The sequence below is a fragment of the Ureibacillus sp. FSL K6-0786 genome (genome assembly GCF_037965165.1).
Taxonomy (GTDB): Bacteria; Bacillota; Bacilli; order Bacillales_A; family Planococcaceae; genus Ureibacillus; species Ureibacillus thermosphaericus.
Genome location: NZ_CP150191.1, coordinates 2,468,522 through 2,490,842 on the forward strand (window position 1 = coordinate 2,468,522; position 22,321 = coordinate 2,490,842).

The 22,321-nt window shown below is 35.0% G+C and carries 20 protein-coding genes; 17 read left to right on the plus strand and 3 right to left on the minus strand.

Annotated elements, in window-relative coordinates; genetic code table 11:
- The first annotated feature begins 247 nt into the window (after positions 1 to 247).
- Together NSQ18_RS12245 and NSQ18_RS12250 are read left to right on the plus strand one after the other, a co-directional pair.
- Positions 248 to 1,861, plus strand: coding sequence for a polysaccharide biosynthesis protein (locus NSQ18_RS12245; protein ID WP_339289675.1), 1,614 nt, complete (start codon positions 248 to 250; stop codon positions 1,859 to 1,861).
- A gap of 12 nt (positions 1,862 to 1,873) precedes the next feature.
- Positions 1,874 to 2,599 carry a pseudouridine synthase gene (locus tag NSQ18_RS12250; RefSeq protein ID WP_016837058.1) on the plus strand — a complete coding sequence of 242 codons (726 nt, stop codon included), beginning with the start codon at positions 1,874 to 1,876 and terminating at the stop codon, positions 2,597 to 2,599.
- 68 nt (positions 2,600 to 2,667) lie between these two features.
- On the opposite strand, the gene NSQ18_RS12255 is transcribed toward NSQ18_RS12250, so the two are convergent.
- Entirely contained in the window at positions 2,668 to 2,889 is a 222-nt protein-coding gene (locus NSQ18_RS12255) for a DeoR family transcriptional regulator (RefSeq protein ID WP_026018962.1), read from the minus strand.
- A 293-nt stretch (positions 2,890 to 3,182) separates the two neighbouring features.
- Between NSQ18_RS12255 and pepV the strand changes: the two genes are divergently transcribed.
- The 5 genes from pepV (at position 3,183) to NSQ18_RS12280 (ending at position 8,395) form a co-directional block, all read left to right on the plus strand.
- Positions 3,183 to 4,574, plus strand: coding sequence for a dipeptidase PepV (gene pepV / locus NSQ18_RS12260; protein WP_339288209.1), 1,392 nt, complete (start codon positions 3,183 to 3,185; stop codon positions 4,572 to 4,574).
- A 13-nt stretch (positions 4,575 to 4,587) separates the two neighbouring features.
- A complete protein-coding gene (gene dat, locus NSQ18_RS12265) occupies positions 4,588 to 5,439 on the plus strand; it encodes a D-amino-acid transaminase (RefSeq protein WP_016837063.1) in 852 nt (283 codons plus the stop codon).
- A gap of 161 nt (positions 5,440 to 5,600) precedes the next feature.
- Complete coding sequence (locus NSQ18_RS12270) at positions 5,601 to 6,581, plus strand: nuclease-related domain-containing protein (RefSeq protein ID WP_168411931.1); 981 nt, start codon at positions 5,601 to 5,603, stop codon at positions 6,579 to 6,581.
- A gap of 203 nt (positions 6,582 to 6,784) precedes the next feature.
- A complete protein-coding gene (gene trmB, locus NSQ18_RS12275) occupies positions 6,785 to 7,432 on the plus strand; it encodes a tRNA (guanosine(46)-N7)-methyltransferase TrmB (protein WP_168411930.1) in 648 nt (215 codons plus the stop codon).
- Positions 7,433 to 7,534: 102 nt separating this feature from the next.
- A complete protein-coding gene (locus NSQ18_RS12280; RefSeq protein WP_016837066.1) occupies positions 7,535 to 8,395 on the plus strand; it encodes an MBL fold metallo-hydrolase in 861 nt (286 codons plus the stop codon).
- 45 nt (positions 8,396 to 8,440) lie between these two features.
- On the opposite strand, the gene NSQ18_RS12285 is transcribed toward NSQ18_RS12280, so the two are convergent.
- Complete coding sequence (locus tag NSQ18_RS12285) at positions 8,441 to 8,755, minus strand: hypothetical protein (RefSeq protein ID WP_339288213.1); 315 nt, start codon at positions 8,753 to 8,755, stop codon at positions 8,441 to 8,443.
- 233 nt (positions 8,756 to 8,988) lie between these two features.
- On the opposite strand from NSQ18_RS12285, the gene NSQ18_RS12290 reads away from it, so the two are divergent.
- From NSQ18_RS12290 to NSQ18_RS12330, 9 genes are all read left to right on the plus strand, one after another.
- Entirely contained in the window at positions 8,989 to 10,062 is a 1,074-nt protein-coding gene (locus NSQ18_RS12290; protein WP_339288215.1) for a M42 family metallopeptidase, read from the plus strand.
- A 216-nt stretch (positions 10,063 to 10,278) separates the two neighbouring features.
- Positions 10,279 to 10,800, plus strand: coding sequence for a DUF84 family protein (locus NSQ18_RS12295; RefSeq protein ID WP_016837069.1), 522 nt, complete (start codon positions 10,279 to 10,281; stop codon positions 10,798 to 10,800).
- A gap of 110 nt (positions 10,801 to 10,910) precedes the next feature.
- Positions 10,911 to 11,426, plus strand: a complete 516-nt coding sequence (locus NSQ18_RS12300; protein ID WP_016837070.1) for a hypothetical protein — start codon at positions 10,911 to 10,913, stop codon at positions 11,424 to 11,426.
- Between the two features lie 111 nt (positions 11,427 to 11,537).
- On the plus strand, positions 11,538 to 12,353 hold the full coding sequence (locus tag NSQ18_RS12305) for a DUF1444 domain-containing protein (protein WP_016837071.1): 816 nt from the start codon (positions 11,538 to 11,540) through the stop codon (positions 12,351 to 12,353).
- The gene (gene ytpR / locus NSQ18_RS12310) at positions 12,350 to 12,967 is read left to right on the plus strand and encodes a YtpR family tRNA-binding protein (RefSeq protein ID WP_016837072.1); all 618 of its coding nucleotides are present in this window, start codon (positions 12,350 to 12,352) and stop codon (positions 12,965 to 12,967) included. The genes NSQ18_RS12305 and ytpR overlap by 4 nt, the downstream gene beginning before the upstream one ends.
- Positions 12,968 to 13,195: 228 nt before the next feature.
- The gene (locus NSQ18_RS12315; protein WP_168411927.1) at positions 13,196 to 16,237 is read left to right on the plus strand and encodes a DNA translocase FtsK; all 3,042 of its coding nucleotides are present in this window, start codon (positions 13,196 to 13,198) and stop codon (positions 16,235 to 16,237) included.
- A gap of 175 nt (positions 16,238 to 16,412) precedes the next feature.
- Positions 16,413 to 17,720 (plus strand): UDP-N-acetylmuramate--L-alanine ligase, encoded by a 1,308-nt coding sequence (gene murC / locus NSQ18_RS12320; RefSeq protein ID WP_096551586.1) that lies wholly within the window; start codon positions 16,413 to 16,415, stop codon positions 17,718 to 17,720.
- A gap of 138 nt (positions 17,721 to 17,858) precedes the next feature.
- A complete protein-coding gene (locus NSQ18_RS12325) occupies positions 17,859 to 18,335 on the plus strand; it encodes a DUF948 domain-containing protein (protein ID WP_016837075.1) in 477 nt (158 codons plus the stop codon).
- A 17-nt stretch (positions 18,336 to 18,352) separates the two neighbouring features.
- Positions 18,353 to 18,793, plus strand: coding sequence for a YtxH domain-containing protein (locus NSQ18_RS12330; protein WP_016837076.1), 441 nt, complete (start codon positions 18,353 to 18,355; stop codon positions 18,791 to 18,793).
- An 84-nt stretch (positions 18,794 to 18,877) separates the two neighbouring features.
- Here NSQ18_RS12330 and NSQ18_RS12335 read toward each other — a convergent pair whose 3' ends face one another.
- Positions 18,878 to 21,034 carry a cell division protein FtsA gene (locus NSQ18_RS12335; protein WP_016837077.1) on the minus strand — a complete coding sequence of 719 codons (2,157 nt, stop codon included), beginning with the start codon at positions 21,032 to 21,034 and terminating at the stop codon, positions 18,878 to 18,880.
- A 174-nt stretch (positions 21,035 to 21,208) separates the two neighbouring features.
- On the opposite strand from NSQ18_RS12335, the gene NSQ18_RS12340 reads away from it, so the two are divergent.
- Positions 21,209 to 22,294: a bifunctional 3-deoxy-7-phosphoheptulonate synthase/chorismate mutase gene (locus NSQ18_RS12340; RefSeq protein ID WP_016837078.1), complete on the plus strand. Its 1,086-nt coding sequence runs from the start codon at positions 21,209 to 21,211 to the stop codon at positions 22,292 to 22,294.
- Positions 22,295 to 22,321: the final 27 nt, after the last annotated feature.

The following is a 22,321-nucleotide window of genomic DNA, read 5'->3' on the forward strand; positions in this document are numbered from 1 at the left end:
TTTGTTTCGTACCGGTTTTCTCTGTATCTGGGGAACCGGTGCGATTCTTTCAATGTTATAGAATTTATAGTTTCTGATAAAGGACTATCTCAAAAGAATATGAGGTAGTGCTTATTTTTTGATGTAAAATTATATACTATGATTATTTACTTGAATTAAAAAGAACTAATAAACTGCATAAACGTTAAAAATACATAATAATGAATGTGATGATTATAAAAAATCCTTTATAGAATGGATGAATTTGATGTCCTCTTTAATGAAAGGTACAGCTATATTAACAATTGGCATGTTTTTATCGAAAGTACTTGGATTAATCTATGTATTCCCTTTTTATGCAATTGTCGGAGAAGAAAACGTTATCCTCTACCAATATGCTTATATTCCATATACCATCATGCTGTCTGTCGCTATTTCAGGCGCACCAGTTGCAGTATCAAAGTTTGTAGCTAAGTATAATACGATAGGCGATTATGAAGCGGGACGGAAGTTGTTAAAATCTGGACTGCTCACAATGATGGTCACAGGATTTTTGACATTTTTATTATTAAACTTACTTGCATCACCGATTGCAGAAATTGTCATACGAAGTGAAGAGCAAGTTTTCACAGTGGAACAAGTGGCTTCAGTGATTCGATGGGTTAGTTTTGCTTTAATTGTCGTTCCATTTATGAGCTTGTGGCGTGGCTTTTTCCAAGGATATGGAATTATGGAGCCGACAGCATACTCACAACTAGTGGAACAAATTGTGCGTATTCTATTCTTACTTTGTGCTTCATTCATTGTGATGATCCTTTTAAAAGGGAAAGCTGAAACAGCTATTGCATTATCAGTATTTGCTGCCTTTATCGGTGCAATAGGAGGACTTTTCGTATTATTTTATTATTGGAAAAAATATCGACCTCAAATGAATGAGCTTAGAAGTCAAAGCAGCAGAAACTCTGACATTAAATTAACTGAAATTTATATGGAAGTGATACGCTATTCCATACCAATGATTTTCGTCGGAATCGCCAACCCTCTTTTTCAATTAGTCGATATGTTGACATTTAATAATGCAATGAAAAACATTGGGATGTCAGAAGTATCTGATCTATATTTAAGTATGATTAACTTTACAACTCACAAAGTAGTTATTATTCCCGTAATGCTAGCAACTAGCTTATCTTTAGCACTGGTACCAACGATTGCAAAATATTTCAACAGTGGTGAATTTCAATTATTGAAAGGGGCAATGGATAAGTCTTATCAAATATTATTTTTCATCACATTGCCTGCAGTAATTGGAATTGCATTATTATCTCATGAAATTTACTTCCTTTTGTATGCTCAAAGTGAAATGGGAGCGAAAGTGCTTGCTCACTATGCTCCAGTAGCGATTTTATTTGCTTTATTCCAAGTAACAGCCGCACTTTTACAAGGCATTGACTTTCAAAAGTGGATTGTTTTCAGCTTGTTAACAGGTATTCTTATAAAGTTAGTGCTGAATACGCCGCTTATTGAAGCAATGCAAGCGGATGGAGCAATTCTTTCGACAGCAATTGGTTATTCAGTTTCGATTGCCATAAACTTCATCGTATTAAAGAAAGTATTAAATTATCAATCGAAAATCGTATTAAGACGCACTTTGCTCATCGTTATCTTAACAGCTGTGATGGCTGCTTGTGTGTTGTTGGCGCATAAAGGATTAGTATGGTTATTTGGACCAGTTGATAGTAAATTGTCCAGTTTAATTGTGGCATCCATTTGTGTCGCGATTGGCGTATATGTTTATGCATTTATAAGCTTTAAAACAGGGTTAGCTCAAAAATTATTAGGAGAGCGAATTTCTCGTATAGCAGGGAAATTCGGGTTAAAGTAGGTGTAGAAAATTATGCGTTTAGATAAAATACTTGCCAATTCTGGATTTGGCTCTCGAAAAGAAGTAAAGCAGTTGTTGAAAAAAGAGCATGTGACAGTTGATGGGAAAGTTGTGAAAGATCCTGCCATGCACGTAAACCCAATGAGTCAAGAAATCTTTGTGCTCGGAGAAAAATTAGATTATAAAGAATTCATTTATTTAATGTTGAATAAGCCAAAAGGTGTTATTTCGGCAACGGAAGATCTTCGAGAAAAGACCGTGATTGACTTATTAAGCCCAATCGATCGACACTATCAACCTTTTCCTGTTGGTAGATTAGATAAAGACACTGTAGGATTATTGTTGTTAACGAATGATGGAAATTTAGCCCATCAGCTGTTATCACCGAAAAAACATGTGCCGAAAACCTACTATGCAAAAATTGATGGCATCGTAACGGAAGAAGATATTTTGGCCTTCAAAGAAGGAGTCGTGTTGGATGATGGCACGGTCACAACACCGGGAGAATTGACTATTTTAAAGTCCGGAGATACTTCTGAAATCGAATTAACGATCTACGAAGGTAAATTTCATCAAGTAAAGAGGATGTTTGAAGCTGTCAATAAAAAAGTGATATTTTTAAAACGTTTATCAATGGGGAACTTAACATTGGATTCTAATTTAAAATACGGGGAATATCGTGAGCTAACAGAAGAAGAAATAAAATCAATAAGAGAGTATGTGAATAAAAAAGAGTGACCCCGACGTAAGGTCACTCGTTAATTTTCTGTATGCAATAAAATATAGCATATATTGTATTTCTATCTCTATGAAGTTAATTTTACTTTTTTCTTCGTCGTTGTCCATTTGCCTCTACTTGGACTTTCTACCAAGTTGTTAAAGGCTAACACATTCAAATCTCTTTGAATGGTGCGAGGAGTGATGTTAAACTCTTCAACTAAATCCTGTGTAGTTACTGTTCCATTCTCCCGAATGTACAAGTACACGTCTTTAATGCGAGTTAGCATTCTATTTGTAGCGGGTTTCATATTCATGAACCACTCCTTCATCTTAATTCACATGGCAAAGACCAGCGGACGACTAACAAATGAATGAGAGGTCTAAATTTCTGCCCTAGACATCCCCTTTTCAGAATTTTTTGTCAAAAAATACATTTGACAGAATCATTATAGCAATAAACTATTAATTTTTCCACAATTCAAAACGATATAAAGATAATTTTTGTGTTTTATTATTCAAAGAATACGTTAATATAAAGGGTTTTATACCTTTTTAATTTTTTTTTGAAACTCCTTAATTATTAATCAAAGAGGTGAAATACATGAACTTTTTGACATTAGCAGAACAAAGAAAAAACGAATTGATTGAAGGACTGCAGCAAATTATTCGAATTAAAAGTGTATTGGATGAAGAGAATAAAACAGAAGATGCACCATTTGGAAATGGACCTAAGAAGGCGTTAGAGTGGCTACTTTCGAAAGCTTCAAAAGAAGGATTTAAAGTGAAAAATGTAGATCATTATGCAGGACACATTGAAATGGGAGAGGGAAAAGAAATTCTCGGTATTCTTTGTCATGTAGATGTTGTTCCAGCTGGTGATAATTGGACTTATCCACCATTTGAAGGGATCGTAAAAGACGGAAAGTTGTATGGCCGTGGTGCCATTGATGATAAAGGACCGACAATGGCGGCTTATCTTGCTATGAAAATGGTGAAAGATGCCGGTATCCCACTGTCCAAACGGGTTCGCTTAATTATAGGTACTGATGAAGAATCAGGATTCCGGTGTGTTGAACATTACTTCAAAAAAGAAGAAATGCCTGATATAGGTTTTGCTCCAGATGCAGACTTTCCTCTCATCAATGCTGAAAAGGGAATTGCTGTAATTCAGTTTTCTCAAACGAGTCCTTTGTCTCATAATGAGCAACTCGTTTCCTTTAAATCAGGTGATCGACATAATATGGTTCCTGATTTTGCAAAAGCGATAGTAAAAAATGTTTCATCTGATTTTGAAAAAGAATTCTATGAATATTTTAAACAATTTAATGAAGAAGCATCTTTCACTAGAGAGGGTGAACAGGTTATAATAGCGGTAACAGGAAAATCTGCCCACGCAATGGAACCAGAAAAAGGAATAAATGCTGCAGTTTTGCTTGCGAAATTTTTAAAACAACATTTATCAACCGACGCAAGTAAAGCATTTATTTCTTTTATTGTCGATGCTTTTAGTGATGTATATGGGAAAGCTCTAGGTTTCGATTATATAGACGAAATGTCAGGACCAACAACATTGAATGCTGGAGTAGTTTCTTTTGATTCAGAAAGAGGAGGAAATATACTCGTCAGCATGCGTTATTCTGTCACTTATCCATATGAAGAAAAAATTCGAGAAGCCACAGAGCGTTTAACGAAATATCCTTTTAATTTAACAGTAATATCAAATTCAAGCCCTCATTACATTCCTGAAGATGATGAATTGATTCAAACATTGTTAAAAGTTTATCGACGATATACTGGCGATGAACCTAAACCACTATCAACCGGTGGCGGAACTTATGCAAGAGTGTTGAAAAAAGGGGTGGCATTCGGCAGTTTATTTCCTGGAGAACCTGATGTGGCTCATCAAAAAGATGAGTATGTTGTCATTGACAACTTAGTGAAGTCTGCTGCAATATATGCAGAAGCAATTATTGAATTAGCAGCGAAAAAATGAAGGATGTGGGAAAATGGGATACACTTTATGGAATGACCAAATTGTGAAAGATGAAGAAGTCAAAATTGATAAAGAAGATCGCGGTTATCAATTCGGTGATGGCGTATATGAAGTTGTGAAAGTATATAACGGTGAAATGTTTACTGTAAATGAACATATTGACCGATTATATGCATCAGCTGAAAAAATACGAATTACGATTCCATATACAAAGGATAAATTTCATCAATTGCTACATGAATTAGTGGAAAAAAATGAATTAAACACTGGGCATATTTATTTTCAAGTTACTCGCGGAACTTCGCCTCGTGCGCATCAATTCCCTGAGAATACTGTAAAACCAGTAATCATTGGTTATACGAAAGAAAATCCACGACCATTAGAAAATCTTGAAAAAGGTGTAAAAGCTACCTTTGTGGAAGATATCCGTTGGTTACGATGTGATATTAAATCATTGAACTTGCTTGGTGCAGTATTAGCAAAACAAGAAGCTCATGAAAAAGGCTGCTATGAAGCGATTCTACATCGAAATAATACAGTAACAGAAGGCTCTTCTTCAAATGTATTTGGAATAAAAGATGGTATATTGTATACGCATCCTGCAAACAATATGATTTTAAAAGGAATCACTCGCGACGTTGTCATAGCTTGTGCAAATGAAATTAATATGCCTGTAAAAGAAATTCCATTTACAACTCATGAAGCATTGAAAATGGATGAATTATTTGTAACAAGTACAACTTCTGAAATTACGCCGGTTATTGAAATAGATGGTAAGTTGATTCGAGATGGAAAAGTTGGAGAATGGACTCGTAAATTACAAAAACAATTTGAAACAAAAATTCCAAAACCGCTTCATATATAATCTGAATTGAGAATAGTTTGGTTTTGCTTTTAAACCACTAAAACAAAAGTATCCTCATACTTTGAGGGTACTTTTTTCATTTTTAAATGTGAGCGTTACTATGAATTTTTAAAGTAGTCATGTAAAATGAATTCGAGAGAGTATGTAGGAGAGTGTTTTCATTGGCTCAACTAATTAAACTACAGGATTATATTTCGAGATATCAAATTGATTTAACAAGATATCCAACACAATATGTCAGATTAAAAAGAACCCAATGGGAAAAGGTAAAACAACAATGGCTAACTGGAGAAGAACCATTATCTTGGGAACACATTGAAGAAGAAGAACAATCGAACCGCTTCTCCTTTATAAAAAAATGGTTCAATCAAAAGCGAATAAAAGAACAAGAGGATATTGAATCTGTTGATGTCTCCCATGAAGCGATGCCGGATGAAGAAGGAGAAGTTGATGAAGAGTCCACTTTGTACTTTGAGCCACATATCGTTTATCATCCAGATAGTATTGAAGAGTTAAAACGTATGTTTCTTGATCAATTTTTCCATTTTCAAATAAAATGGGCGAGTTCAACGCTATTAGAAAAATCATATGTCGATCCTCGTTTTTTTAGAGACAGTTTTTTAAGAACAGTTCTTCAGCGTTTGCCTGATAATTATTTAGTATTTTACTATCCTGTTATTAAAATTAAAAAAGCGCCGATAGAACTAGATGTCATTATCTTAACACCGACCGAATGTTTATGTATCACGCTTGTGGAAGAAGAAGAGTCTGCTGTATATGTTGGTGACGGAGAACGATTCTGGACGAAAAAAGTAGGAAAAAGAAGTGAAAAAATGTTGAATCCGTTCATTCAATTAAATCGAATGGAAGCAATTGTGTCACAACTATTTAATAAGCATCAGGTAGATTTTCCGATTCGAAAAATATTGCTATCACGGAATGGCTATTTTGATTATTCGCTGACGCCTTTTAACGTTCAAATCATTGATAAGCGTGGGTATACAACGTGGTTACAGCAATTAAAATATTCTCCATCTCCTTTGAAAAAAATGCAATTACAAGCGGCACATGCGATTTTGAATAATGTGGAGACAACTTCACATAGCCGCGATATTTTGAATCCTCAAAATTTGGAGCAGTAAAATAAACAACTACTTATTCGTTGATATACATAAAGAAGAAAGTGTAATAAATAAGAGTATCTCTATTCCTGGAAAAATTAATTTCTTTATGAACGGTTGTAATTGTTACATAATAATTTATTCTATAAATAGAAACAGTTATTTTTAAAAAGCATAGTTTGCATACGTAAAATGAATGAACAACATAGAAAGTAGGGTATAAAGTGAGACTACGTAATAAACCATGGGCGCGAGAATTTATTCAACAACATCCTGAAATGGTGATTCCGAATCCCGAAGAATATAAAGGGAAGTGGAATGAGCTTTTTGGAAATGATCGTCCGCTGCATATTGAAGTCGGTTCTGGAAGAGGGCAATTTATTGTTGGCATGGCTCAAGCCAATCCAGAAATTAATTATATTGGAATCGAATTATTTGATAAAGTTATTGTAAAAGCATTACAAAAAGCGTTGGAAGCAGGTTCGCCTCCCAATTTGCGATTATTGAGAGTGAACGCTGAAGAATTGGAGAAAATTTTTCAAAAAAATGAGGTACATCGCGTTTACTTGAATTTCTCTGATCCTTGGCCAAAGAAACGGCATGCAAAACGTAGATTGACTCATGAAAAGTTTTTGAAAATCTATGAGTCGATTTTGATAGATGAAGGTGAAATCCACTTTAAAACAGATAACCGAGGGCTTTTTGAATATTCATTGGTATCAATGTCCCAATATGGCATGAAGTTGAAAGATGTTTCTTTAGATTTACATGCAAATGAACCAGAAGATAATATACGAACTGAGTATGAAGAAAAGTTTTCTTCATTAGGTCAGCCGATTTATCGATTAGAAGCTCAGTTTGTAAAGAAATAATTTTGATGATCTATTGAAACTTCCCTCACTATTTTTTGATAAATTCCAATTGAAGTTTCAATTGATTTCATAGACATTTTCATATTTTAGGGGGAGAAATGGATGGACAAACTACATTTTCACGATATGACATTGACATGGTTAGATGGTGGCGTAACGTCACTAGACGGGGGTGCCATGTTTGGGGTTGTTCCAAAACCACTATGGTCAAGAAAATACCCAGTAAACGAAAAAAATCAAATCGAACTAGCATGTGAACCAATTCTCATTCAATATAATGGAAAAAATTATATGATTGACAGCGGAATTGGAAATAAATTAAATGAAAAGCAAATCCGCAACTATGGTGTAACGGAACAGTCAAATATTGAAGAGAGCTTACAAAAATTAGGTATGACAGTTGAAGATATTGATGGAATCTTGATGACCCATATGCACTTTGATCATGCCAGTGGATTGACGAAATATGAAGGGGACCGATTGGTTTCCACTTTCCCAAAAGCCAAAATTTATGTTTCCCAAATTGAATGGGATGAAATGCGCAATCCGAATATTCGTTCAAAAGCAACGTACTGGGCGGAAAATTGGGAGCCAATTCAAGACCAAGTTGTTACTTTTACTGACTTTATTGAAGTTGCACCAGGAATTGAAATGATTCATACAGGCGGCCATAGTGACGGACATGCCATTGTGAAATTGAAGCAAAAAGGCGAAACGTTAATTCATATGGCGGACATTATGCCAACTCATGCCCATCAAAACCCTCTATGGGTAATGGCATATGATGATTATCCAATGACAAGCATTTTTGCTAAAGAGAAGCTATTAAAAGAAGCTTATACGAATGGATATAAATTTATTTTTTATCACGATGCGTATTATCGTATGGTACAGTGGGATGAATCAGGGAAAGACATAATTGATTCATTGAAAAGAAGTAAAGAAGCGAAAATTCAATTTTAAATAAAAAAGATGGGTTATCCCATCTTTTTTATTTTAAAGCATTGTTTATGCTTTCCTTAGTTCAACGATTACTCCTGAACGAGCATCCGCTGCAAATTCAAAGTTTTCCACTTCACCATCTAATACTCTTGAAATACCGCCTCGATAAACAGGGATTGTCATAACCCCGTTATAATAATTTTCAGGCTTCATATAAATCCATGAACCATCGATAGGGCTTTCTTTTCTAAATTCATCTTTAATATTTTCCAATACTTGATTTGCATTCATAAACGGTTGTATACGTTCTGAAGCTTCTTTTATAATGACTGCCGCAGCTAAACCTGTTGTTACACCTAACATAAAATCACGTAAATTCATTAACTTTTCCCTCCTAATTTCCATTTTATCATGAAATCATTTTTTCAGTCTTCTGAAAGCAGGATAAATCATTTTATTGAATATATACTCTTTTCTATAAATAACTTAGATTTCCCTTTTTTAAGGATCCAATTAAATAAATCTTTTCGTTTAGAACAAACCTTTCTTAATTTCCAACGTTTTCAATTGATTATGTTAAAATAGAACGAGTAAATAATGAGGGAGTGTTCCGAATGAATGAAGAGACTTTACAATTATTTAAAACATTGACGGAACTTCCAGGGGCACCTGGAAATGAGCATTCAGTGCGAGCATTTATGCGTTCAGAACTCGAAAAATACGCAGACGAAATTGTACAAGATAATTTAGGTGGAATTTTTGGCTTGCGCAAGTCGGAAGAAAAGGATGCGCCCAAAATTTTAGTAGCGGGTCATATGGATGAGGTAGCTTTTATGGTAACGAGCATTACCGACCGTGGAATGATTCGCTTTCAAACGTTAGGGGGCTGGAATAGTCAAGTATTGCTTGCGCAGCGAGTGATAATTTATACAAATGAACGAGAAATACCCGGAGTGATTGCATCTACTCCACCTCATTTATTGACAGAAGAACAACGTAAGAAACCAACGGATATTAAAGATATGCTCATTGATGTCGGAGCTGACAGTAAAGAAGATGTCATTAACATGGGGATACGTCCTGGACAATCCATTTTACCAGTTTGTCCATTTACAGTAATGGCCAATCCGAAAAAAATAATGGCAAAGGCTTGGGATAATCGATATGGTTGCGGACTAGCCATCGAACTTTTAAAGGAATTAAAAGATGAAAAAGTGGTCAATCATCTTTATTCTGGTGCCAATGTCATGGAAGAAGTAGGGCTACGAGGTGCACAAGTATCCTCTTACATGATTCAACCTGATTTATTTTTTGCATTAGATGCCTCTGCTGCAAATGATATGACAAGTGAAAAGGAATTCGGCCAGTTAGGTAAAGGCGTATTATTGCGAATATACGACCCGACGATGGTAACTCATCGCACATTGCGAGAATTTATATTAGACACTGCAGAATCCAACCAAATTCCTTATCAATATTTTGTATCACATGGTGGTACAGATGCTGGAAAAGTTCATACGATGAACGGCGGCATTCCAAGTGCGGTTATTGGCATTTGTTCTCGCTATATTCATACATCTGCATCCATAATTCATATTGACGATTATTTAGCTGCGAAAGAACTATTAGTTAAGCTAATTCGAACATTAGATCGTACGACTGTCGATACAATTCTTCAAAATCCTTAAAAAGATTTCTTTTTGTTCTATATAATTGGGGAATTTGTCCAAATGAATTTCTATTTGTTGATATGAGCGAAAGGCGGCGGTGTTACTGCCCTTTCGCTTCCCCATGTAGCGAAAATCAACAGTTTGTTGTTTCTGTAACATACCTGTAAAAACAATGTAATGAATTTCTATGAAATAACTAGAACATAATAAAGTAAAGAGAAATGAGGGTGCAACATGAAAGTAGCAATTGGAACACATAACCGTGCAAAACTAAAAGCGGTGCAAAACGTAGTGAATACATATTTTGATGATATTGAATTTCTAGAAGTGGATGTTCCTTCAAATGTTTCATCCCAACCATTTTCTGATGAAGAAACCCGACAAGGCGCTATTAACCGTGCTTTAAATACGTTAGAAGCAACGGGGGCAGAATTGAATTTTGGTCTTGAAGGCGGAGTTCGTGAAATAGATGGAATCATGTATTGTTGCAATTGGGGGGCACTGGCATTAAAAAATGGTCAAGTTTTGACTGCAGCTGGAGCACAATTTATGTTGCCTGAAGAAATTGCAAAAAAACTACGCGCGGGAAAAGAGTTAGGTCCTGTTATGGATGAGTATACGAATGAAAAAGATACGCGCCATCATAAAGGAGCAATTGGCGTATTAACAGCGAATTTGGTTGATCGTAAGGAAATGTTTGAACATATCGTTACATTATTGATTGGACAATATCTTTTTACAAAAAAGGAGAAATAATGATAAAATTTTCCTATTTTTTATCTATTATTCTAAAATTAGACTTTAAGATTGCACTCTATTCGATATCCTACTAAAATGTAGTATGGGTAAAGGAAGTGAAATGAAAAATGAAAAAATGGTTACTATTAACCATTAGCTGTATATCGTTGCTTGGATTAGCCGGTTGTGGAAAATCCGTAGAAGAGCAAATCAATATAGGTGTAGCTAGTGCACAAACAGTATTTGAAGAATCGCCAAGAGAACCAAATAAAAAGATTGGACAAATCGAGTTATACTTGCCATCAGGATATAGCATAAAAGAAACAGATGATGAAAACAATTACATACTATCAAAAGGAAAAGATAAATATATTTTATTTGTGAATGTTAATGAAAAAGAAGATAGTCAGCTTCACTATGACTTATTGAAAAATAATTCAACGAAAAAAATAGTAAAAGAGCAACCAGTTGAACTAGATGGTGCTTTTGGATTTACAATGGTACTGGAACATGATGAAGGGCAATTCGAACTGATTGCTAGTAGCGGTGGTGTAAAAGTTTCTACGATATCCAATAATAAGCATATGGATAATAAGTTAGTAGAGATGATGTTAATTGCTCGTTCAGTAGAAGTACTGTACTAAAATTCATTCTAATCGACTGTCCAATGTTTCTTCTGATACAATAAATGTATGAAAATTAAAACGGTTCACTGAAGTGAGCCGTTTATTTGTGCACATAAGGAAGTGATTTTAGTGAAACCTGAGCAGCTTGTAGAAGAGTTAAAAAGACGATTAGGTATTGAAAGGTTTAATTACTCGTACAATCGCAAAGATAATAAACTACGTTTAGATCATAAAAATCTTGGAAAAGGAATGGATATTAATCTTCCTGAGATTATCGCAAAATATAATGAGAGAAAAGAACAAGCGTTAGAAGATGTAGTCTATACGATTGAACAGACTTTTATTGCGATGGAAAAAGAGCAAGCTGAAGAAATACATCAATTATCTAACATATTCCCGATTATTCGTTCCACTTCTTTCCCATTGAAATCGAAAGAGGGGCATCCCTTCATTACGTCAGATCACACGGCAGAAACCCGCATTTTTTATGCTTTGGATTTAGGTACAACTTATCGATTAATTGATGAGTCAATGCTTTCGAAATTAAATGCTACTGGTGAACAAATCCGGGAAATAGCCCGCTTTTCAGTAAAAAAGTTGTCAACGAATGTAAAAAAAGATGAAGTAGCAGGAAACATATTTTATTTTGTTAATGAAAACGATGGCTATGATGCGAGCCGCATATTAAATGAAACCTTTTTAAAAGAGATGAGGGAAAAAATTAAAGGAGATATGACAATTTCCGTTCCTCATCAAGACGTGCTAATCATTGGGGATATTCGAAATGAAACAGGTTATGATGTGCTAGCCCAAATGACGATGCATTTCTTTTCAATTGGCCGTGTACCAATTACATCACTATCCTTCGTATATGATAATGGAGAGCTGACGCCGATTTTCATATTAGCAAAAAATCGAATAAAAAAGGAGACGAAAGATCAATGATTGTAGCGTACAATAAAGAACATGTTGGCGATGTTTTATTAGTTCAACTTACAACTGAGGAAGTTGTAACCCCATCAGTAGAGCGAGTAGGGGATGTAGCTCTTATCAAAGAAAAAACAACTGGTGAAGTGAAAGGGTTTAATTTATTTAATGCAAGTAAATATGTTGAATTGAATGTGAATGGTAATGTGGAAGTAACAGAGGAGCTTGTTCAAAAAATCCAATCTGCATTAAATAAAAATAATGTTGAGGTAACTATAAACGTTGACTTGTCACCAAAATTTGTTGTCGGATATGTGGAAGAGAAGGAAAAACATCCAAATGCAGATAAGCTTAGTGTTTGTAAAGTCAATGTAGGGGATGAAGTATTACAAATCGTTTGTGGAGCACCAAATGTTGAAGCAGGTCAAAAAGTGGTAGTTGCCAAAATTGGCGCGGTTATGCCTTCAGGAATGGTAATTAAACCTTCTCAATTACGTGGTGTAGATTCTTATGGCATGATTTGTTCAGCTAGAGAATTAGCAATTCCAAATGCTCCTCAAGAAAAAGGTATATTAGTTTTAGAAGAGGACGCTGAAATTGGTTCAGCATTTCAAATCCCTTCTACACTCTAAACATGGTTAGGACAATTTGTCCTAGCCTTTTTTAATTGAATGTTATTGTAATGTAAAGAATCTGCAATAAAACTTATGGTATTCTTTAGTGGCGAATACATAGTTCAAATGCATGAATTCGCTTACCAATACATATATGAAAGATGTAATTCTATAAAGAATGTAGCTTCATTACCGATTATTATCATATAATTATAAAAGGTATGATGTTAGAAAGAGTGATGATCGATGAATTGGCTCAAACGTACATTGAATAAGTTGTTATTTAAAGACGAAGTTGAAGATGAATATGACTATTATGAAGAAGATGAGTGGCAAGAACCTATATACGAAAAGAAAGAACAAAATCGAGCGAAATTTCGATTTCCATTAATCCCTGACGAAGAATTACAAGCGTCGGACCAGACCCCTCATCAACCAAAGTCTTATAATGATTTTATTTCAAATATCGAACCTCAACATCATAAAAATTCACTTGTATATGATGTGGAAGTGTCAAGAATCCATGAACTGTTAGAAATGCGAAAACAAAATAAGAAAAAAACAACAAGTGTCAGTTATGATATTACGTCCCGACGTAATGAGCGTTTAATTGAGAAAACAATTAAAAGAGAACCTATACAAAAGGAACAACCAATTGTAAAAGAAAAAAGTCAACCACAACCAAGCCGAAAAAGATTTATTCCTACCGATGTACCTTCACCGGTGTATGGATTTCAGAAACGTAAGCCAATAAATGCTTTGTATACTAATACACAAGAACAAACTGAACAGAAATTTGAGATGAATGCTGAAAAAGAAATTTCTCTTGAACAGTCGAAAGAAATAATTATAGCATCAGAAGAAGTAGCGAGCACTACTGTTGTTGAAGAGATTGACAAAAAGCTAGAACAAGTGAAGGAAGAAGTAGAACAATTCATCCATCAATCAAAAGAAGGATTTTCGATTACAATTGAAGAGGCAAGAAAGACAAAAGAATATGATGAAGAAAAATTAGTTCAGAATGATGGAGATGTACATCTAATAGTTGATAAAGAGAAAGAATTTTCTAATGAACCTCTAATCCTTACAGAACCAATAACAGAAGAAGCTCATATAATTGAAAATAATCATGGAAAAACGATAGAAGCAACTGACGATATAGAATCAGTTGCAACGAGTGAGGTTAACAAACAATTTGCATTAGGGTATAGAGAGAATGTGGAACCAACTGTTGAAAGTTCTTTACTTCAAGCGAATACGTTATTAGAAGCAGAACATGATGAAGACTTACAAGAGCAAATCGAGAAGGAACAAAATGAACCGTTGAACCTTCATGAAGATATTGCTTGTGAAACGGGTGAACAAATAGAGGAAACACAACATACTGTCGATAAAGATGAATTCAATTCGATAAATGAAGTAGAGAGCATAAATCATTCCAATTTCCAAAATGAATATGAAACAAGCGATTCGTTGAAAGAGGATGAAGCAAATGGTCTTCAACAAATCTCTGAATCGCTCCGTTTAGAATCGGTATTGAACGAAGCACAACTTTTCAACAATCAAAATAGAATTGAAGATTTATTAAATGTACAAAAGGAAGTAGAAGAACCACTTTCCGATGATATTCAAATGGAGTTATCTAATAATAGTGAGATAAATGAGCCGGCTTTAGAAGAAGAACTCTCAAATGAATCGCATCCAATTACACAAGAACAACCTAAGAAAAAACCAATACCATTTAATGTCATCATGTTAAAGTCTGATAAAGAAAAATTAGCAAAAAAACAGCAAGTGCAAAAAAAGGAGACAAACGACTTAAAGGAATCCCAACCAATTGAAATTCCTGAACAATTGGAGAAAAATCAAATTGAATATAAATATATGAAGCCGCCTTTAGAATATTTGGCACCACCGGAAGAATCGACAGAAGATCGGGAATGGATGGAACGTCAGGCGGAAACGCTTGTGGAAGCACTTTCTTATTTCCAAGTCAATGCGAATGTTGAATCCATTATGCAAGGGCCAGCTGTTACGCAGTTTGAAATCACAGTAAGTCATGGGACGAAAGTAAGCAAGATTCGAAATCTTGCAGATGATTTAAAGCTTGCTTTAGCTGCGAAAGATATACGCATACAGGCACCGATTCCAGGGAAAAACACCATTGGAATTGAAATTCCAAACCGCATTTCACGTGCAGTTCGACTATCTGAAGTCGTAAATAGTGAAAGTTTCTTACAATCGGAATCGCCTCTTGAAGCAGCCCTTGGATTAGATTTAACTGGTAAACCAGTAACGATTGACTTGCGTAAAATGCCTCATGGATTGATTGCTGGCGCAACTGGTTCGGGAAAGTCTGTGTGCATTAATTCTATCTTAGTTAGCCTGTTATTAAAGGCAGAACCAAGTGAATTGAAATTAATGTTAATCGATCCGAAAGTGGTGGAACTTGCACCGTTTAATCACATTCCGCATCTCGTCAGTCCAGTCATTACGGATGTGAAAGCAGCAACCGCAGCACTGAAGTGGGCGGTAGATGAGATGGAACGAAGATATCAACTGTTTGCCCATGCAGGTGTAAGAGACTTACCTCGATATAACAAACTTGTTGAACAAGAGGGGAAAAATAGTTTAAAACTGCCATATATATTAATCGTTATCGACGAGTTAGCCGATTTAATGATGATGGCTCCACAAGATGTGGAAGAATCCATTTGCCGAATTGCTCAAAAAGCGAGGGCTTGTGGAATTCATTTAATCGTTGCCACACAAAGACCGTCCGTTGATGTCATAACAGGATTAATAAAATCAAATATCCCAACTCGTATTGCTTTCTCTGTATCTTCCCAAATCGACTCAAGAACAATTTTGGACAGTCAAGGAGCGGAACGCTTACTTGGCCGAGGCGATATGCTTTATTTAGGAAACGGGATGACAGACCCTATTCGATTGCAAGGTACTTATGTTACGGATGATGAGATTGAAGAAATTATCGAGCATGTGAAAGAGCAAGGAGAGCCTGAGTATCTCTTTGAACAAGAAGAATTGCTTAAAAAAGTAGAGATGATTGAAGAACAAGATGAATTGTTCGAAGACGTTTGCCGCTTTGTGTATGAACAGGGTTCCGCATCAACATCTTCCATTCAGAGAAAATATCACATCGGATACAACCGAGCTGCCCGCTTAATTGAAATGCTTGAAAGTTACGGATTTGTATCTGAACAAAAAGGAAGTAAACCTAGGGAAGTGTATATTACAGAATCAGATTTAGCGGAATTATTCGATTGATTTCCCAAAGCGCATCCGTATGAAAAAGAGGGGCCCGCCCCCTCTCAATTTTTTTCAAGACAAATGAAAAATAAATGCTATAATGTAATAGGTTTTTGATTAACTAAAAATGTATAAACTAGACATATATATAATATTTATTCATTAGGGTCAATCCCTGGGAGGTTTTTTGAACATGACAATTTATCATTTTACAGGAATAAAAGGTTCGGGAATGAGTTCACTAGCTCAAATATTGTTTGACTCCGGTGAATCGGTACAAGGATCGGATGTAGAAACATATTATTTTACCGAACAACCTTTAAGAGAAAGAAATATTAAAATATTAAAATTTGATTCAGATAATATTCAACCCGGAATGACTGTCATTGCAGGGAATGCTTTTTCTGATAGTCATCCTGAAATCGTACGAGCAAATGAATTAGGCGTTGAAGTTATTCGTTATCATAAATTTCTGGGTGAGTATATAAAGAAATTTACATCAATAGCGATTACAGGTGCCCATGGAAAAACATCGACCACCGGCCTAACAAGCCATGTGATAGGTGGATTTAAGCCAACATCTTATTTAATTGGTGACGGTACTGGATCAGGTAAAAAAGATGCATCTTATTTTGTTATGGAAGCTTGTGAGTATCGACGACATTTTCTAGCTTACCATCCGGACTATGCAGTGATGACCAATATCGATTTTGATCATCCAGATTATTTCTCTGGAATCGATGATGTATTTTCGGCATTCCAAGAATTAGCGTTACAAGTTAAAAAAGCCATTATCGCTTGTGGTGATGATCATTATTTACAAAAAATTCGTGCTAACGTACCGGTGATTTATTATGGATTGGGAGAACGGAATGATGTCATAGCAAAAAATATTGAAAAATCAACAGAAGGTACGAGTTTTGAAGTATATATTCGCAATGAATATTATGATCGATTTTTCATTCCATTGTATGGAGACCATGCAATTTTAAATTCATTGGCAGTCATTGCGTTATGTCATTATGAAGGAATCCCTGCAAACGTAATAAAAGAAAGAATAAAAACATTCAAAGGAGTAAAAAGACGTTTTACTGAGACGATAATTGGCAATAATGTTCTTGTTGATGATTATGCACACCATCCGACAGAAATTAATGCAACGATTCAATCAGCAAGACAAAAATATCCTGATCGAGAAATTGTGGCAATTTTCCAACCACACACATTCAGCCGAACAGAAGCTTTTTTACAACAATTTGCTGATAGTTTAAAAAATGCGGATTCGGTTTATCTTTGTGAAATATTCAGTTCAGCTCGTGAACAAAATGGCAGACTAACGATTGAAGATTTAGCTGCCATTATTGATGGTAGTGAAATACTTCACGCTGAAACAATTGATAAATTAAATAAACATCAAAATGCAGTTTTCCTATTTATGGGAGCAGGTGATGTTAATAAGTTCCAAAAGGCATTTGAATCAATACTGCAAATGGGTGCATAGTTCCTTTCAAGATGATACGAAAATTTTTCATATATCAAAAAAGGAGCTAATTCAATGCTCCTTTTTTTAGCAGAAGAAGGAATAATAAAAATTTTGTCGAATTATATAAACAACTCATCATTCTAGGAGGTCTTCAACATGGAAGTGATACTATATATTTCAGCACTTGTAGCAGCAATCGCTTTCTTAGTTCTTTGCATAAGCATTGGTGCGACATTATTCTCATTAAAAGGAATATTAAAAAGTATTGCAGGTACCATTGCAGGTATTGAAAAACAAATGGAAGGCATTACCCGTGAAACGACTTCTCTATTAGAAAAAACTAATACGTTAGCTGCTGATATTACAGAAAAATCAGAAAAGCTGAATTCTGTAGTAGATGCAGTTAAAAATATAGGCGTATCAGTAAACAATTTAAATAACTCGATTAATCAAATTACTGAATCCATTTCGAGAGAAGTAAGTAAAAATGAAGAAAAAATTGCTCAAGTAGTTCAATGGAGCAATGTGGCAATGGATATAGCAGAAAAATGGAAACAGCGAAAAGCCCAACAAGAAGTGGTGGAGGTAGTGGATAATACGAGTACGACGAAATATAAACGCCGTAAAAAGTAGATAAAGGGGGAAAATGTATGTCAGGGGAAAAACCAAATTATAACGAAGTAAAAAAACAACAGTTACCTCAAGAATCCCTAGTCCATGAAACTAGAGAGGAGGAAACAATCAATATGAAAGATTTCGTAATCGGTGCATTAGTTGGAGGAATTGTAGGAGCTGCTGTAGGATTACTACTTGCTCCAAAAACAGGAAAAGATTTGCGAAGTGATGTTGCGCAACAAGCAGTTAATATTCGACAAAAAGGGCTTGTTCTTTCATCAACAGCTAAAGAAAAAACTGTTCAACTTTCAAGTCAAATTAAAGAGCAGTCATCTCAATTAGTAGATAAAGTTAAAGCAAAAAAAGTAAAATCGCCACAAGTGATTGATGATGGTACGGTTTCTTATGAGGAAAATTTAAATGATGTTTATGATGGGATGGATATTTCAGAAGTTGCTAGACCTTCATCTATCTAAGCGGAAAAAAGCAAATTGAGAAAACGATGAGTTTTCTCAATTTGCTTTTTTAATTTAGATTAAAATTTAGCATTCTTCCAGCCGTTATCCCATAGCTGGTTGTTCAATTAATTGAATTTCTAAAATATCGCCACCAAAAATTTCCGTGTCAAAAGAACTTGGATTTCCGTTTCTAAGAATAATGAATTGTCCTCTAAAATCAGGAGGCATTTGCCAGTTTGAGAATTTAAAAACGTCTTGGAAAATCCAAGGGCTACCATCTTTATTCACTAATTGTAAAGAAGCACCGTTATACACAATTGTAGTTGGCTGTACGACTACACCATTCATGAGAACTTCATATTTTGTTTTTTTCAATTGTAATGGTTCATTTTGAAAAGTTACTGTAATAGAGTCTTCTAATGCAATATCTAATTGATCTAACACGACTCGAACTGTTGGCATCGTCGTTGGGGTTTGTATCGTTAATACATCCCCATCTTGAATTGGGTACGTTAATTTGGCAGGTTTACCATTCAATAAGAATGTGCCACTGTACTTTTGTAAATATACCGGTTGACCGTCAACTTTAACTAAAAACGTTTGGAATTGGATGACATCATGTCGGTTAATATGCTCTAAAAAGTCTTGTACTGTTTCAATAGGTTCAAAGATAATTTGGTCTCGGTCTTTTATAGGAGTATCGAGGGATGCTCTTTCTCCGTTTAATTTTACAATTGGTTCAACAAAATATGTTTGTTCGTTGAAATTGATTTTTTTGGTGGATGCTTGGTCAATAATATCACGAATTGTAGCATGAGCATCTTTACCATCTTCTCCAGGGATGATAGTAATTTCATCCCCATCTTGAATTTTTGATTTAGTTGAAGCTTCTTGACCATTCACCAATATCGTTGCAGGATTTCCGTGTTCACCAGGAATGAAAATATCCCGGTCGTTGATGGTAATGGATATGCCTTGTCCTGGTTTACCATATAAATGTTTTGCACTTATCTTCGCAGCTAAAAAAGCATCGCTTACCGTCATTTCTTTCGTTTCAAATAGTCGAACAACCTGATCGTTCACTTTAACTGACATATATTGTATAGGAGATTTTTTAGCCGCAATCGCAATACCGATTGGAGTTACAAGATCAGGTCTTACTTCAATGGTTTCATCTTTTATTAAGTTCTGAATGGCACTAATATCCCGAACGGCTACACGATTTGCTGGCAATTGTAAGATTTTACAAAGTTCTTCAGGTAGTTTAGGTGTTAAACTTCCCCCTCCAATAAGCATAACAGCTTTTGGTGGAATTTGGTTATTTAATCGCAATATTTCATTTCCGATGGCAGTTGCCAATTGTTTTATGGATGGCTCAATCGATTGAACGATTTCCACGCTTGGGATTTCTTGTTCAAATCCTAATATATCCTGAATCGTAATCATTTCTTCTGTATGTAATTTACGTTTAATAGATTCTGCGACAGGGAAGTCGAGTAAATATTGATCGCACAAACTTTCAGTAATTTCATCACCAGCTGTTGGAACCATCCCATAGGCCACAATTGTGTTATTATTTGTAATTGCGATATCCGATGTACCAGCACCTATATCGACTAACGCTACGTTTAATCGACGCATTGTTGGAGGAATTAAGACATTAATTGCTGCAATTGGTTCGAGGGTTAATGCCTCCATTTCCAAATCTGCTCTTTTTAATGCAGCAAATAGCGATTCAATTACTACTCGTGGTAAAAATGTTGCAATCACTTCAACTGTCGCTTCATTTCCCTGCTGATCCAAAAGACTCCCAATTTCTTGCCCATCAAGCTTGTAGTAAAGTACAGAATAACCAACACAATAATAATGATTTTTTTCATCTTTTTCATGTTTCTGAATAAGTTGAACTTGCGCTTGTTGTACAGCTTGTAATTCAAGTCTATTGATATCTTCTTGTGTAAAAATTGGCCGATTTTTAATATTAATTGTCACAAGAGCTTGTTCAGTTTTTAGTGCACGCCCTGCTGCAGCAACGTTCACTTTTGTTAAAGGACCGTGTTTTTTTTCTAATTCTGACTTCAATTCTTTTATTAATTCTGCCACGTATAAAACATTATGTATTTGGCCATCAATCATTGCCCGCTCTTTATGTTCTTTCATGAGTATATCCACAACACGGTACTGGTGATTTTCCTCTTCTAAAATAATTCCTACGACCGACCGGGTTCCGATATCTAAAGCAAATATTTTGGAACTCAATGCAACCGCTTCCTTTCTATTATTATCTTCATATACTTTAACGAGTTGAAGCGTTAAATTAAAAACGTGACATTCTGAATTTTCTTGATTATAATATGGATATTATCTTAAAATGTAACATACATTTCAGTCTTCTGAAAGTGTTGTATTTAAGTGGAGGAGGAGAATTAGGGAATGAGTGAAAAAAGATTAGAAGCACTTCGACAACAAATTGACGAACTAAATTTAGAGATTCTTCGTTTGATTAACGAACGTGCTGAAATTGTAAATGAAATTGGTAAAATTAAAGAAAAACAAGGCGTTACACGATATGACCCGTTACGTGAACGTCATATGTTAGATTTACTGAAAAAGCATAATAAAGGTCCGTTAAATCAAATGACGGTTGATTATATCTTTAAAACAATTTTTAAAACGGCTTTGAAACAATTAGAATCAGATACGAAAAAAGAATTGCTTGTGTCACGTAAGAAAAAACCAGAAGATACAGTGATTGAAATTAATAATGAAAAAATTGGAGTTGGCGAGCCAACATTCATCTTCGGTCCATGTTCAGTAGAATCATATGAACAAACAGCACAAGTAGCCGCTTCAATTAAAGCTAAAGGATTAAAGTTCATCCGAGGGGGTGCTTACAAACCTCGTACTTCTCCATATGACTTCCAAGGATTAGGCTTAGAAGGTTTAAAAATTTTAAAACGCATTTCTGAAGAATATGGATTAGCGGTAGTGACTGAGATTGTCACACCTGCTCATATTGAAGAAGCTTTGGATTATGTTGATGTCATTCAAATCGGTGCCCGAAACATGCAAAACTTTGAATTGCTAAAAGCAGTTGGTGAAACGAACAAACCAGTATTATTAAAACGTGGATTAGCTGCTACAATCGATGAATTTGTGCACGCAGCAGAATATATCATGTCTAAAGGTAATGAAAATATCATGCTATGTGAACGTGGAATTCGCACTTATGAAAAAGCAACACGTAACACATTAGATATTTCTGCAGTACCTATTTTAAAACAAGAAACTCACTTACCAGTATTTGTTGACGTTACACATTCAACAGGACGCCGTGATTTATTATTACCATGTGCGAAAGCTGCAATTGCTATTGGTGCAGACGGTGTTATGGCGGAAGTGCATCCAGATCCATCTGTAGCATTATCCGATTCACAACAACAAATGGATTTACAACAATTTGACCAATTCTTTGAAGAGCTTCAAAAATTCATGAAACAATATGAATATAAAGCTTAATGTTTTATACTATCCAATCACTAAGAT

Excerpts from the sequence above, each read along its gene's own strand:
- NSQ18_RS12245 (WP_339289675.1), top strand. The coding sequence starts at position 248 with ATGTCCTCTTTAATGAAAGGTACAGCTATATTAACAATTGGCATGTTT.
- NSQ18_RS12250 (WP_016837058.1), top strand. The coding sequence starts at position 1,874 with ATGCGTTTAGATAAAATACTTGCCAATTCTGGATTTGGCTCTCGAAAA.
- NSQ18_RS12255 (WP_026018962.1), bottom strand. The coding sequence starts at position 2,889 with ATGAAACCCGCTACAAATAGAATGCTAACTCGCATTAAAGACGTGTAC.
- pepV (WP_339288209.1), top strand. The coding sequence starts at position 3,183 with ATGAACTTTTTGACATTAGCAGAACAAAGAAAAAACGAATTGATTGAA.
- dat (WP_016837063.1), top strand. The coding sequence starts at position 4,588 with ATGGGATACACTTTATGGAATGACCAAATTGTGAAAGATGAAGAAGTC.
- NSQ18_RS12280 (WP_016837066.1), top strand. The coding sequence starts at position 7,535 with ATGGACAAACTACATTTTCACGATATGACATTGACATGGTTAGATGGT.
- NSQ18_RS12285 (WP_339288213.1), bottom strand. The coding sequence starts at position 8,755 with ATGAATTTACGTGATTTTATGTTAGGTGTAACAACAGGTTTAGCTGCG.
- NSQ18_RS12290 (WP_339288215.1), top strand. The coding sequence starts at position 8,989 with ATGAATGAAGAGACTTTACAATTATTTAAAACATTGACGGAACTTCCA.
- NSQ18_RS12295 (WP_016837069.1), top strand. The coding sequence starts at position 10,279 with ATGAAAGTAGCAATTGGAACACATAACCGTGCAAAACTAAAAGCGGTG.
- NSQ18_RS12300 (WP_016837070.1), top strand. The coding sequence starts at position 10,911 with ATGAAAAAATGGTTACTATTAACCATTAGCTGTATATCGTTGCTTGGA.
- ytpR (WP_016837072.1), top strand. The coding sequence starts at position 12,350 with ATGATTGTAGCGTACAATAAAGAACATGTTGGCGATGTTTTATTAGTT.
- NSQ18_RS12315 (WP_168411927.1), top strand. The coding sequence starts at position 13,196 with ATGAATTGGCTCAAACGTACATTGAATAAGTTGTTATTTAAAGACGAA.
- murC (WP_096551586.1), top strand. The coding sequence starts at position 16,413 with ATGACAATTTATCATTTTACAGGAATAAAAGGTTCGGGAATGAGTTCA.
- NSQ18_RS12325 (WP_016837075.1), top strand. The coding sequence starts at position 17,859 with ATGGAAGTGATACTATATATTTCAGCACTTGTAGCAGCAATCGCTTTC.
- NSQ18_RS12330 (WP_016837076.1), top strand. The coding sequence starts at position 18,353 with ATGTCAGGGGAAAAACCAAATTATAACGAAGTAAAAAAACAACAGTTA.
- NSQ18_RS12340 (WP_016837078.1), top strand. The coding sequence starts at position 21,209 with ATGAGTGAAAAAAGATTAGAAGCACTTCGACAACAAATTGACGAACTA.